Raw genomic sequence first — 13138 nt, forward strand, 5'->3', positions numbered from 1 at the left:
GCCGTAAAGCACGGCAGAACTGTGACGAAAGTGGTAAGCCGAGATAAAACCAGGGGCAACAGCCGCGCCGCCACGATGCCTTTTGCTATGCTTAAGCAGAATTTAAACATAACCTTCCAGAAGGTGATATGAGCCTAGACACTTCTTCTGTGCCTGAGCTCTCCGGTCAACAACGGCGCTGCCATCTGCTACTGATGTTGTATACGCCGCTGCCCACAGTGCAACTGGAGACTATCAGCCGAATCAATGGCGTCGACCTCCCCACTGCTCGGCAAGATATAGCCGAGGTTGCCAGTGAAATCCAGCGTTTCCACCACCTGGAAATCTGCGGTAATGCCGCTGATGGCTACCAGATTCTGGGAAGTACGCTCAACCAGCGCCTTTGCCTGCTGCACTGGCTGCGGCGTGCCTTGCGTTGCAGCCCGGAATTTGTCGAACAACATTTTGGCCCGCGACTGTGGCAGGCCGTGTCGCTGCATCCCCAGCAAATGCCCGAGCTGGAAGGGTGCATTAACCAGTGTGAACAATGGCTTAATCGTTGTTTCGAACAGCGCGATCGGCAACTGTTGCAACATTATCTGTGCTATTGCGCTTGGGATAGCCAACACCAGCATCACCCCGATTTCGATGCGGTTCAGCATCAATGGTTACAGTGCAAACCGGAGCAACCTGCCGCCACCGAGCTGCATCAAGCGCTGAGCCGGTTGTTCAGCCACCCCGTAAATACGTGCGAGTGCGATTTTCTGGTACTGACGCTGATCATGCTGAAAAAACACAGCTATCAAAGCAGCGACTCAGCGGAAGATCGACGTCTGCTGGCCGCCATTGAGCACATGGTGGAACGATTTCAGCACATCTCTGGCATGAACTTCAGCAGCAGGGAAGAACTCATCAGCCAACTGTTCGCCCACTTGGCTCCGGCTATAGAACGCTGTCGTTTTGCTATTGGTATCGACAATCTGCTACTGGAAGAGGTGGTACGCAAATATCCACGTTTGATGCGTACTACACAGCAAGCCTTAGCCCCGCTGGAACAGGAGTATGACATTCGATTTTCACGGGAAGAGGCTGGATTGGTCGCTATCAGCTTTGGCGCCTGGCTGATGCAGGGGAATGCGCTGCAGGAAAAGCAACTCCTGCTGCTGACGCATAATGATCCGCAGTTGGAAGAGGATGTAGAATATCAGCTCCGCGAACTGACGCTGTTGCCGCTTAATATCAAATATCTACCGTTGGCAGATTACCTGCATTCTGGCGCGCCGCCGGGGACCCCTTTGGTGATCAGCCCCTATGCAGTGGAAGATCGGGGGCTGGTGCAGATCGCACTGCCGTTGACTCGCCAGCAGCGCAAAGCGCTGCGTGCGCTGCTGGAAAAGCCTTAGCGACTGCTGGCAGCCGGTGGGCGGATAAACAACGCTGGCACCACCACTGCCGCCATCACCCAGAATACCCCGCCCTGTAAGTGCTCAAACAGGAAGCCAGCCAACACGGTCATGATCGCGATTCCGCCGCCCATCGCCAAGCCAGAGTAAACCGCCTGCAAGCGGATCACTTCTGCCCCCTGGCGTGCCGCGATAAAACGCATCGCCGCCAGATGGCAAACGGTGAAAGTACCGCAGTGCAGCACCTGCATCAGCAACAAGCCACCGAGTTCAGTGGTAGAAGCCATCAGGCCCCAGCGCAGCAGGCCACACAGCGCCGAAAGCAGCAGCAGGTTACGCGCATTCCAGCGGCGAAACAGGAAATTGCTGCTGGCAAAGATAATCACTTCGGCCACCACGCCCAGCGACCACAGGTAGCCAATGGTCGCCGCAGAGTACCCCGCCTCTTGCCAATAGATAGAAGCAAAGCTGTAGTAAGCAGCATGAGCCCCTTGCAGCAGAGTGACGCACAGCAGAAAGCGCCATACCGGCCCTTCAGTGAGCAGTTCACGCCAGGAACGAGCCGCGTCACTCTGCACTCGAGCTTCCCCCCGCGGCATCACACTGGGCCTCAGCAACATCCCCAGCAGCATCGCCAACAGGCTGAACAGCAAACTGTACAAAATCGCGTTATGGCCCCAGACGGAAACCAGCTTGCCGGTCAACGCCGAACCGATCACAAAGGCCAGCGATCCCCATAGCCGCACTCGGCCATAATCCAGCGTGATCTGCCGCTGCCAGGTGGCGGCCAACGCATCGGTCAAGGGGACCAGCGGGGAGAAAAACAGGTTGAAACCGGCAATCACCAACATCAGCCAGGCCCAGCCGTTACCAAAGCAGAAGCCAATGGCGCATGCCAACGTCAACAAGGCTAAAAGACGCAATGCGGTGACTAAATGGGAAGGATCCTTGACGCGCGGCGCAATCAGCAGGCTACCCAGGAAACGCGCCACCAGCCCGGCCCCCAGCAAGATGCCGATAGTTTCCGGCGGGATACCTTCGCCGTTTAGCCAAACACTCCAGAACGGAAGAAAAATGCCATAAGCAAAAAAGTAGGTGAAATAGCTGAGAGCGAGCCAACGCGTTGATTGCAGAACCATGTTCCCTCCGGGATGAGGGCAATACTTTGACAGAGCTCACACACTGTAGCAATCCTCATTCACACTCAAAGGGTTAGAGTGCAAAGGAGTTCACAGTTTGCCTGTAATAAGCGTAAAAAAACCCGCCGCAGCGGGTTTCTCGGTATGCCACTCAGCGTAATTACGCGTAAACCGGCAGACGCGCACAGATATCGAGCACTTTCTTCTTGGTGCGTTCGATAGTGGCTTCGTCGTTGATGTTATCCAGCACGTCACAGATCCAGCCAGCCAGCTCACGCACATCGGCTTCCTGGAAGCCGCGACGGGTTACTGCAGGAGTACCGATACGAATACCGGAAGTCACAAACGGGCTCTTCGGATCGTTTGGCACGCTGTTTTTGTTAACGGTGATATTGGCACGGCCCAGAGCGGCATCGGCTTCTTTACCGGTCAGGTTTTTGTCCACCAGATCCAGCAGGAACAGGTGGTTATGCGTACCGCCGGAAACCACTTTGTAGCCACGCGCCAGGAATACTTCTACCATCGCTTTAGCGTTACTCGCCACTTTCTGCTGGTACACCTTGAATTCAGGCTCCATCGCTTCTTTCAGCGCTACCGCTTTACCGGCGATCACATGCATCAGCGGGCCGCCCTGGCCACCCGGGAATACGGCAGAGTTCAGCTTCTTGTAAAACTCCTCATCACCGCCCTTCGCCAGGATCAGGCCGCCACGTGGGCCCGCCAGGGTTTTATGGGTCGTGGTGGTCACAACATGCGCGTAAGGAACCGGGTTAGGATAGACATCGGCCGCGATCAGGCCAGCCACGTGCGCCATATCGACGAACAGGTAAGCACCGATGCTGTCGGCGATTTCACGCATTTTTGCCCAATCAACAACGCCGGAGAACGCCGAGAAGCCGCCGATGATCATTTTTGGTTTGTGCTTCTGCGCCTGTTTTGCCAGATCGTCATAGTCGATCTGACCGCTTTCGTCGATGCCGTAAGGCACCACGTTATACAGTTTGCCGGACAGGTTGACCGGTGAGCCGTGGGTCAGGTGGCCACCATGTGCCAGGTTCATCCCCAGAATGGTGTCGCCCGGCTGCAGCAGTGCGGTATAAACCGCAAAGTTGGCCTGAGAGCCGGAGTGCGGCTGAACGTTGGCGTAATCTGCACCGAACAGCGCTTTGGCACGATCGATCGCCAGTTGTTCAACGATATCCACGTATTCGCAACCGCCGTAATAACGCTTGCCCGGATAGCCTTCTGCGTATTTGTTGGTCAGTTGAGACCCCTGAGCCTGCATCACGCGCGGGCTGGTGTAGTTCTCAGACGCAATCAGTTCAATATGCTCTTCCTGACGCACCACTTCCTGCTCCATGGCTGCCCACAGTTCGGCATCATAATCAGCAATGTTCATTTCACGCTTTAACATCCGGCATCTCCTGACTTAAATCACCAAATAACTACCCGTTTGGGTTCTGGGCAACAGTGTAAACTGTTTCCCCCTGCCGAGGATAGGTCTTGACAGAGGTTTTTACGCAAACGATTGGCTTTAGGCAGCGCAAGGCTTTGAGCTACTCAATGCCCCTTTATTGGCAACGGACTTTTACTCATGGTAATTGTGCGGTTTGTTCATGTTCGATAAAACGCCAATCAACGCGGGTATTTACAAACCCGGTTGAAATCAATAACATTCATTTTAAATGCAACATTAAAATCACCCTAAGGAGCGCTTCCATGCTGGATAGCCAAACCATCGCCACCGTAAAATCCACTATTCCTTTGCTCGTCGCCACCGGCCCGAAACTCACCGCCCACTTCTACGATCGCATGTTTGCCCATCACCCCGAATTGAAAGATATTTTCAATATGAGCAATCAGCGCAACGGCGATCAGCGTCAGGCGTTGTTTGATGCCATCTGCGCCTACGCCAGCAACCTGGAAAATCTGGCGGCACTGCTGCCAGCGGTGGAGCGCATCGCGCAGAAACATGCCAGCTTCAACATCCAACCGGATCAGTATCAGATTGTCGGCAGCCATCTGTTGGCCACGTTGGACGAAATGCTCAGCCCAGGCCAGGAAGTGCTGGACGCCTGGGGCAAAGCCTATGGTGTGTTAGCGAACGTTTTTATCCAGCGTGAAGACCAGATCTACCAAGAAAGTGAAAAGAACCACGGCGGCTGGCGCGATCTGCGTGCGTTCCGCATCGTTAAAAAACAGCCAGAAAGCGAGGTCATTTGCAGCTTCACGTTGGCACCGGTAGACGGTGGCAAAGTGGCTGATTTCAAACCGGGCCAGTATCTGGCGGTGTATATCAACGATGCCAGCCTGGAGCATCAGGAAATACGCCAATATTCGCTGACTGCTGCGCCGAACGGTGAATATTACCGTATCGCGGTAAAACGTGAGGATCAGGGCGCGGTTTCCAACTTCCTGCATCAGCAGGCCAAAGAAGGTGACGTGATCCATGTCGCGCCGCCACACGGTGATTTCTTCCTGGAGGTTGAGCCCACCACACCGGTGACGCTGATTTCTGCTGGCGTTGGCCAAACACCGATGTTGGGTATGCTCAATAGCCTGTACGCTAAGCAGCATCAGGGCGAGATTCATTGGCTGCATGCTGCAGAGAACGGCGCGGTTCACGCCTTTGCCAGCGAAGTGGCAGCGATCGCCGAGCGCATGCCAAACCTGAGCCGTCATGTCTGGTATCGCGAACCTGGCGCTGACGATGTGGCTGGCCGTGACTACCACAGCCGCGGCTTGATGGATCTCAGCCCGTTGCATAGCACACTGAATCACCCGCAGATGCATTACTACTTCTGTGGCCCGGTGTCGTTTATGCAGTTTGTTGCCCAGCAGTTGCTGGCAATGGGCGTCGCAGCCGAGCACATCCACTACGAATGCTTTGGCCCACATAAAGTGCTGTAAGCAGGGTGTCAGGGTGCGGCATCAACCGCACCCTGTGGCTTTACTGTGCTTTCAACGCACGAGCCGCCTTCACCTGATCGGCCGTGACTGGCGCAGCCTGATTGCCCCAACTGCCGCGCAAGTAACTCATCAACTCCGCAGCATCCGCATCGGTCAACGTCCAGCCATAGCCTGGCATAATCACGGTAGTGGCCTGTTGAGTAATTGGGGTATGCGCACCTTCCAGTACCACGCGCAGCGCAGTCAACGGATTCTCTGCCGTCACCGTCAAGTTGCCAGCCAAAGCAGGAATCACGCGATCGCTGCCCTGCCCTGAGTCGCCGTGGCAGGTAACGCAATAGGTGGCATAGGTCTGCCTGCCCGCTTCCAGCACGCTGGTAGCGGCAGACGGCACATTGGCTGTTTTCGGCGTTGTCACCGCCAAACTATGCAGGTAAAGCGCAATACTGCTCAGATCGGCATCGCTGAGATACTGGGTACTGTGCGTCACCACGTCGCTCATCGGCCCAGCCACCGCCGCATGCTGGCTGCGCCCGGTTTTCAGCAGGGAGACCACCTCATCCTGCTTCATTCCACGTAGGCTCGGTGCATACCAACCGTCCAGCTCCGCCCCGCTCAAAAACTCTGGCGTTTTGCTGTCCAGCCCTTTTTCCTGCATGGCCCAGCCGCGCGGCGTATGACAGCTGCCGCAGTGGCCTAGCCCCTGCACCAGATAGGCTCCACGATTCCACTCGGCGCTTTGCTTGCTATCTGCCTGATAGGGTTGATCCTCATGGAACAGGCTGTTCCATACCGCCAATGGCCAGCGCATAGAGAGCGGCCAACTGATATCGCTTTCTCGGTTGGCTACGGGCTGCGCCGTAACCTCATGCATCAGGTAGTCATACAGTGCACGCATATCCTCTGCGCTCATTTTGGCATAAGAGGTGTAGGGCATTGCCGGATACAATCGGTGGCCATCTTTGGCAATGCCTTGGCGCATCGCGCGGTCGAACTCTGCAAAGCTATAGGCCCCAATGCCGTGCACCGCATCGGGCGTGATGTTGGTGGCATAGATATCCCCTAGAGGGGTGGGGAACTTCATCCCGCCGGCCAAGGGTTTGCCAGTTGGCAGGGTATGGCAGGCGGTGCAGTCGCCCGCCTTGGCAACGTATTCCCCCGCAGACATGGCCTGAGCCAAGCCTGCGGCCAACAGCAACATCAGATACAGCGGGCGCAGACTCATGCTCCCTCCTTAACGGCAACCTTGCCGTAGGCCAGTTCATTCACTGCACGCCAGGCCTGATCGATGGCCGAATTGGCATACGGGCTCCAGTCGGAGTCTGAATTGGCAATCGCGATCTTGCCGATCGGCTGCCGTGCCGTTTCAATAATTTTTTTTGCTTCGTCTTCATCATCAAACATGCCATTGAGGAAGTACGAATAACCATGTGACCAGCGGTTAACGGTGATCGCCTGAATATCACGCTGATGGTCAAACCCGGCAGCACCCAGCATGCCCTGCAGTTGTTCACGGATCATCTGTTCATGGACCTCAAAAGGGGTTCCCAACAGCAAGGCTCGCCCTTTACGCGATTGCTCACGCGGGCTGAGGCCGCTGCCCGCCAAAGTAGGAACATACACCATGTGCAGGCCAATCGGCTGATTCGGATCGCGCGGATGCTGATAGCCCCCCATACTCACCGGATAGTCCAACTTGACGCGGCTATAAGGCGCGGTGGGGGAATAGACCTCATGCACACCCAGCTTAATAAACGGCTGCCAGTTACGGATCACCACCTTGCTGTACACCAAGGGGGATTTCACGTTCTGCTTCAGCGCTTCCTGCTGCGCCTGCGGCATTTCCGGTACCAGATAAGGGATCATCATATTGTAGCCGGCCATCACCACCTGCCCGGCACGCACCTTGGAAACATTCACCCCGTTGATGTAAGACACCTCCACCTTATCACCCACGTTAGCCACATGCAGCCCTGTGCTGCTCAAGCGCAGCTTCACCGGCGATTCAGGACGATCAAGCTGACTGTAATCAAACTGCGCCATCACGATATCGTTCATATCGTTACCCGGAGCAACAGCCGGGATCAGATGGCGCACCATCAGGCGTGCCAGCGAGGCATTGCCGTCTGGGAAATGGAACACGTAAGGATCGTCGAGATCCGCCTGTGACTCTTCATCCAGCGGCGGCAGATTCATGCCGTTCAGGCCCGGCAAGTCGCAAATCCGCGCGTCACTGCAGGAGGTGGCGTCAATACCTACCGCCTGGAAATCATTGGTAGCCTGTTGGAAATAGCGGATGGCCATCTCGCTCAACCCCACTTTCTCACGCAGGAACTGGCTGTAGCTGTGTTTATCCAGCCAGTCGACCTTTTCTTCCTGGCTCATCCCCGGCAAATAATCTTTGTCAACGGTGTGCAGCGCAATCAACGCCTGCCGATCGCTTTCCGGTAACGGGAAATCCCCAATAAACGCTTCATAGGAACGGCCATTGAGGCGATCACGCGGGATATCATCTGCTACCACCCGGCCCGGATCGCCACTCACCACTTTGTCGACGCCAAAGTTTTTGCGATCAAAGTAAACGCCACGGCTCAGATTCAGATCCGGGTAGAAAGTTTTATCGAACGCCTTTTCCAGATTATCGATGCTGACGCCCAGTTTCTGCAGCAGCCCCAGCGCCACCGGGCTGAAGTTGGAGCGCGGTGACTGCAGCGACTCACTGCCACCGTACCCGAGGATCATGCCGTTTTCGCTGCTGAACTCATTGCGCTTGGCGTGCCCGCCAAAGTCATCATGGTTATCAAGCAGCAAAATGCGCTGTTGTCGCCCTTTCATCTGCTGCCAGAAACAGGCAGCGGCCAGGCCGCTGATGCCGGCTCCGACCACCACCAGATCGAACTCCTCCTCAACGGGCACCGAACCAAAATCAAACGCTTTGCCATCACGGCCCAACTGATGGGCATGTTCAAATGAACCGGGATGGTTACCCCGCAGGCCCGTGATGGCGGGCGGATAATAGAGGGTTTTGTTGGCGGTTTGCGGCGATGCTCGCAGAATTTGCATCGGCGTTAACCCGGCGGCGATGCTAATCGCCACCCCATTGAGAAAATCACGACGAGTGATAGCCATTCATGACATCCTTCATTTTTTATCAGCCTGAAAAGCGCGTTATTTTGCAGATAAAATTCAATTTATACCCTAAATAATTCGAGTTGCAGGACAAGAACGCAACGCGTTTTTGAACAGCACTTGTGCTGGCCCAGCATGGGCCGAGTAACAAAGCCAACACACCTGCAATTTGAAGTATGACGGATATATCAATGCTTAAACATCACATGGCGGATAACGGTGTAATCCTCCAGCCCATACATCGACATATCTTTGCCGTAGCCAGACAGCTTCTGCCCCCCGTGCGGCATTTCACTGACCAGCATAAAGTGCGTGTTCACCCAGGTGCAGCCGTACTGCAAGCGCGCACTCAGACGATGTGCGCGGCCAACGTCGCGCGTCCACAGCGAGGAGGCTAAGCCATAGTTTGAATCATTTGCCCAGGCCAATACCTGCGCTTCATCATCAAACGGCGTGACCGTTACCACCGGGCCGAAAACTTCGCGCTGCACAATTTCATCTTCCTGACGAGCACCGGCCAGCAGCGTCGGCTGGAAATAAAACCCTGGGCCATTCACCTTCTCACCGCCGGTCACCACCTGCACATGCGGCAAGGCTTTGGCCCGCTCAACAAAGCCAACCACCCGTTCCAGATGCTGTGCGGTGATCAACGGCCCCAGTTCGGTGCTGCTGTCTTCCGGCGGCCCAATTTTCAGGCTGGCTACCGCGGCGCCCAGGGCTTGCACCAGGCGTGGATAAATGCCTTTCTGCGCATAAATGCGGCAGGCGGCGGTGCAATCCTGCCCGGCATTGTAAAAACCAAAGGTGCGAATCCCTTCCACCACCTGATCGAGATCGGCATCATCAAACACCAACACCGGAGCTTTTCCGCCCAGTTCCATATGCGTGCGCTTAATGCCTGGCGCGGTGTGGGCAATAATATGTTCGCCGGTCGCGATAGAGCCGGTAAGCGAGACCATACGTACCTTGCTGTGCCCCGTCAGCACATCACCGACGCTGGCCCCACGGCCAAACAACACGTTCAGCACCCCCGGCGGAAAAATACCTGCCGCCAATTCTGCCAGTTTGAAGGTGGTTAACGGGGTCTGCTCGGAAGGCTTGATGACCACACAGTTGCCCGCCGCCAGCGCCGGTGCCAGCTTCCAGGCGGCCATCATCAGTGGATAGTTCCAAGGGGCGATCGAAGCCACCACGCCCAACGGATCGCGGCGGATCATCGAGGTATGCCCGGCCAGATACTCACCGGCGGCCAACCCGCTCAGGCAACGGCTGGCACCGGCAAAGAAGCGGAACACATCGGCCACCGCAGGCAGCTCATCATTCAGCACACAGTGATAGGGTTTGCCGCAGTTGAGGGACTCCAGCTCGGCGAAGGCCGCTGCGTGCTCGTCAATCACATCAGCCAGTTTCAGCAGATGTTCGGCCCGCTCTTTCGGCGTGGTTTGCCCCCAGGTAGCGAACGCGACATCAGCCGCCAATACGGCCTGATCCACCTGCTGTGCACTGGCCTCTGCCACCTGCACAATCACCTCTCCCGTCGCCGGGTTCACTACCGGCAGCGTCTCCCCTTGGCCCGCAATCAATTGGCCATTAATCAGCAGTTGGCTTTGCATAAGGTTTTCCTTTAAAAAAATGGACGTAAGAGTTCAAGCTACTTGCCACTACCCGCAACGCTTTCCCCACCTTTAGTCAGGTAGTAAGCCCCCAGAATCGGGATCATGGTCAGCACCATCACCGACAGCGCCACCACGTTGGTGATCGGCACATCGCGCGGCCGACCCAGTTGGTTCAGCAGCCACAGCGGCAGCGAGCGCTCATGTCCGGCGGTAAAGGTGGTCACAATGATTTCATCGAATGACAGGGCGAACGCCAGCATGCCCCCCGCCAGCAGCGCCGAGCCGAGATTAGGCAGGATCACATAGCGGAAGGTTTGCCAACCATCGGCACCCAGATCCATCGAGGCTTCGATCAAACTGTGGGAAGTCCGGCGGAAGCGGGCGATCACGTTGTTGAAGACGATCACCACGCAGAATGTGGCGTGGCCGATCACAATGGTCATGATCCCCGGTTCGATATTCAGCGCCTTGAAGGCCGCCAGCAGCGCGATGCCGGTGACAATCCCTGGCAAGGCGATCGGCAACAGCAGCAACAAGGAAATACTCTGTTTACCGAAGAAATCACGGCGGTACAGCGCTGCGGCCGCCAACGTGCCCAACACCAGCGCAATGGCGGTCGCCAGGCTGGCAATCTGCACCGAAAGCAGCACCGCATCAATAATATCCTGCCGCCCGGCGGCCACGCTGAACCAGCGTAGCGTCAAGCCCTGCGGCGGGAAGCTGAATGCCGCTTCTTCGGTATTGAAGGCGTAGATGGCGATAATCGCCAGCGGGAAGTGCAGGAAGATCAGGCCGCCCCAGGCGGCCAGTTTCAGCCCTAATGGCGCGCGTTCAGAGTGCATCGAAAGCCCCCAAGCGTTTGACAATGGAAAGATAAATCGCAATCAGCACGATCGGCACCAGGGTAAAGGCCGCCGCCATCGGCATGTTGCCGATCGCCCCTTGCTGGGCGTACACCATGCTGCCGATAAAATAGCCCGGCGGGCCCACCAGCTGCGGTACGATAAAGTCCCCCAGCGTCAGCGAGAAGGTGAAAATCGAACCGGCGGCAATCCCCGGCACCGCCAGCGGCAAGATCACATAACGAAACGTCTGCGCCGGGCGAGCGCCGAGATCTGCAGAAGCATGCAACAACGAAGGGGGTAAGCGTTCTAAGGCGGCTTGGATCGGCAGGATCATGAACGGCAGCCAGATATAGACAAACACCAGAAAACGCCCCAGGCCGGAGGTGGACAGCGTATTCCCCCCCACGCCGGGAAGGCTCAGGATCCCGGCCAACAGCGGCTCCAGCCCCATATGTTGCAGGAACCATTGCGCTACGCCATCTTTAGCCAGCAGCAGCGTCCAGGCATAGGCTTTGACGATATAGCTGGCCCACATCGGCATCATCACGGCGATATAAAAGAACGCCTTCACCTTGCCGCTGGTGTAACGCGCCATGTAATAAGCTATCGGAAACGCCAGCACCGCACTGACCAGCGACACCAGCACCGCCATGGTGAGCGTGCGTACGATGATGTCGTAGTTGGCGGGGTTAAACAGCGCGCGCAAGTTGGCAAAGGTCAGATCCGGCATCACCGTCATGGTGAAGTCATCAAAGGTGTAGAACCCCTGCCATAGCAGCGTCAGCAATGACCCCAGATAGACTGCACCAAACCACAATAACGGCGGCACCAGCAGCAACAGCAGATACAGCGTAGGCTTGCGGTACAGGTAGGTGGAAAGTGCGCGGATTTTACCGCCCTGTGAAACCGGATTCTCGATGCTCATCTCCATCTCACCTCTCCTCCAGCAGCGGCACCATGGCCTCACGCGCCCAGCAGGCGGTCACCGGCTGGCCGATCAGGCGCTGCTGTTCAGCCGCCTGCCACTGCGGGTTAGCCTGGCTGACCAGCAATTTCTCCCCGCTGCTCAGGGCGATTTCGTAACGGGTAGCCGCTCCCTGATAATGGATATCCTGCAACGTGCCCTGCACCTGAATTTCCCCCTGCGCAGCCGCGCTGTGATCCAGCAGGCGAATGTGTTCCGGGCGAATTGAGAAGGTGGCGCTCTGCCCCAATAAGCGCTGCGCCAGATCGCTGCGCACCACATTGGAGGTGCCAACAAACTCGGCAACAAATGGCGTTCTTGGCCGCATATACAGCTCACGCGGTGAGTCCACTTGTTCAATGCGGCCATTGTTGAATACCGCGACACGATCCGACATCGACAACGCTTCGCTCTGATCGTGAGTGACAAAAATAAAGGTGATTCCCAACTGGCGTTGCAGCTTTTTCAGCTCCCCTTGCATCTGCTCACGCAGCTTCAAGTCCAGGGCGCCCAAAGGTTCATCCAGCAGCAACACACGTGGGCGATTGACCAGCGCACGCGCCAGTGCCACACGCTGGCGTTGGCCGCCGGAAAGATGTGCCGGCTTACGTTCGGCGGCAAACCCCAGCGCCACGCTTTCCAGCGCCTGCTGTGCCCGCGCCAGCCGTTCACGTTTAGCAACGCCTTTTACCATCAGCCCATAGGCGACGTTTTCCAACACTGACATATGTGGGAACAGTGCGTAATCCTGAAATACGGTATTCACATCACGCTGGTATGGCGGCAGATTGGCGGCCTCTTGCCCATGAATGCGAATCGAGCCAGAGCTGAGTTGCTCAAAACCGGCGATCAAACGCAGGCAGGTGGTTTTGCCCGAACCGGAAGGCCCGAGCATGGAAAAAAACTCTCCATCCTGAATGTCGACAGAAACCCGATCAACGGCACGAACATCGCCGAAAATACGCGAAACATCGATAAACTGTACGGCAATGCTCATGATATGTGCTCCACGTTGCTTTCCCCTCACCCCAACCCTCTCCCACAGGGAGAGCAGCTGTGTTTAAAGTCAATGGGTGATGATTAATTTGTCACCCATTGCCTATTATCTCGCAGCATCGCGTTTAATATCGTTAACAGCTTTCTGATGCACGCG

General features: G+C 56.4%; 10 protein-coding genes. 2 read left to right on the forward strand and 8 right to left on the reverse strand.

The window, feature by feature from the left end; all coding sequences use genetic code 11:
• The first annotated feature begins 128 nt into the window (after positions 1–128).
• Positions 129–1382 carry a stationary phase inducible protein CsiE gene (gene csiE / locus WG891_RS21040; protein ID WP_337264600.1) on the forward strand — a complete coding sequence of 418 codons (1254 nt, stop codon included), beginning with the start codon at positions 129–131 and terminating at the stop codon, positions 1380–1382.
• Here csiE and WG891_RS21045 read toward each other — a convergent pair.
• Together WG891_RS21045 and glyA are read right to left on the reverse strand one after the other, a co-directional pair.
• Positions 1379–2521, reverse strand: coding sequence for a 3-phenylpropionate MFS transporter (locus WG891_RS21045; protein ID WP_337264601.1), 1143 nt, complete (start codon positions 2519–2521; stop codon positions 1379–1381). The two genes, csiE and WG891_RS21045, sit on opposite strands and share 4 nt — an antisense overlap.
• A 160-nt stretch (positions 2522–2681) precedes the next feature.
• Positions 2682–3935, reverse strand: a complete 1254-nt coding sequence (gene glyA, locus WG891_RS21050; protein ID WP_337264602.1) for a serine hydroxymethyltransferase — start codon at positions 3933–3935, stop codon at positions 2682–2684.
• A gap of 305 nt (positions 3936–4240) precedes the next feature.
• On the opposite strand from glyA, the gene hmpA reads away from it, so the two are divergent.
• Positions 4241–5431, forward strand: a complete 1191-nt coding sequence (gene hmpA / locus WG891_RS21055) for an NO-inducible flavohemoprotein (protein WP_337264603.1) — start codon at positions 4241–4243, stop codon at positions 5429–5431.
• Between the two features lie 40 nt (positions 5432–5471).
• Here the strand turns inward: hmpA and WG891_RS21060 are convergent, their stop codons facing one another.
• From WG891_RS21060 to WG891_RS21085, 6 genes are all read right to left on the reverse strand, one after another.
• Positions 5472–6656 carry a c-type cytochrome gene (locus WG891_RS21060; RefSeq protein ID WP_337264604.1) on the reverse strand — a complete coding sequence of 395 codons (1185 nt, stop codon included), beginning with the start codon at positions 6654–6656 and terminating at the stop codon, positions 5472–5474.
• Positions 6653–8560: an NAD(P)/FAD-dependent oxidoreductase gene (locus WG891_RS21065; protein WP_337264605.1), complete on the reverse strand. Its 1908-nt coding sequence runs from the start codon at positions 8558–8560 to the stop codon at positions 6653–6655. The genes WG891_RS21060 and WG891_RS21065 overlap by 4 nt, the downstream gene beginning before the upstream one ends.
• A gap of 188 nt (positions 8561–8748) precedes the next feature.
• On the reverse strand, positions 8749–10173 hold the full coding sequence (patD, locus tag WG891_RS21070; RefSeq protein WP_337264606.1) for an aminobutyraldehyde dehydrogenase: 1425 nt from the start codon (positions 10171–10173) through the stop codon (positions 8749–8751).
• A gap of 38 nt (positions 10174–10211) precedes the next feature.
• Positions 10212–11018 (reverse strand): ABC transporter permease, encoded by an 807-nt coding sequence (locus tag WG891_RS21075; protein ID WP_337264607.1) that lies wholly within the window; start codon positions 11016–11018, stop codon positions 10212–10214.
• Positions 11008–11946 carry an ABC transporter permease gene (locus WG891_RS21080; RefSeq protein ID WP_443006289.1) on the reverse strand — a complete coding sequence of 313 codons (939 nt, stop codon included), beginning with the start codon at positions 11944–11946 and terminating at the stop codon, positions 11008–11010. The genes WG891_RS21075 and WG891_RS21080 overlap by 11 nt, the downstream gene beginning before the upstream one ends.
• 7 nt (positions 11947–11953) lie before the next feature.
• Entirely contained in the window at positions 11954–12982 is a 1029-nt protein-coding gene (locus WG891_RS21085) for an ABC transporter ATP-binding protein (protein WP_337264609.1), read from the reverse strand.
• Positions 12983–13138 lie beyond the last annotated feature (156 nt).

This window comes from Serratia sp. MMO-28 (assembly GCF_037199905.1).
Taxonomy (GTDB): domain Bacteria; phylum Pseudomonadota; class Gammaproteobacteria; order Enterobacterales; family Enterobacteriaceae; genus Chania; species Chania oryzae.

Bases quoted from the DNA above. Each gene is read 5' to 3' on its own strand.
- WG891_RS21045 (WP_337264601.1), bottom strand. From the start codon at position 2,521: ATGGTTCTGCAATCAACGCGTTGGCTCGCTCTCAGCTATTTCACCTAC.
- glyA (WP_337264602.1), bottom strand. From the start codon at position 3,935: ATGTTAAAGCGTGAAATGAACATTGCTGATTATGATGCCGAACTGTGG.
- WG891_RS21065 (WP_337264605.1), bottom strand. From the start codon at position 8,560: ATGGCTATCACTCGTCGTGATTTTCTCAATGGGGTGGCGATTAGCATC.
- hmpA (WP_337264603.1), top strand. From the start codon at position 4,241: ATGCTGGATAGCCAAACCATCGCCACCGTAAAATCCACTATTCCTTTG.
- patD (WP_337264606.1), bottom strand. From the start codon at position 10,173: ATGCAAAGCCAACTGCTGATTAATGGCCAATTGATTGCGGGCCAAGGG.
- WG891_RS21085 (WP_337264609.1), bottom strand. From the start codon at position 12,982: ATGAGCATTGCCGTACAGTTTATCGATGTTTCGCGTATTTTCGGCGAT.
- WG891_RS21075 (WP_337264607.1), bottom strand. From the start codon at position 11,018: ATGCACTCTGAACGCGCGCCATTAGGGCTGAAACTGGCCGCCTGGGGC.
- WG891_RS21060 (WP_337264604.1), bottom strand. From the start codon at position 6,656: ATGAGTCTGCGCCCGCTGTATCTGATGTTGCTGTTGGCCGCAGGCTTG.
- csiE (WP_337264600.1), top strand. From the start codon at position 129: ATGAGCCTAGACACTTCTTCTGTGCCTGAGCTCTCCGGTCAACAACGG.
- WG891_RS21080 (WP_443006289.1), bottom strand. From the start codon at position 11,946: ATGAGCATCGAGAATCCGGTTTCACAGGGCGGTAAAATCCGCGCACTT.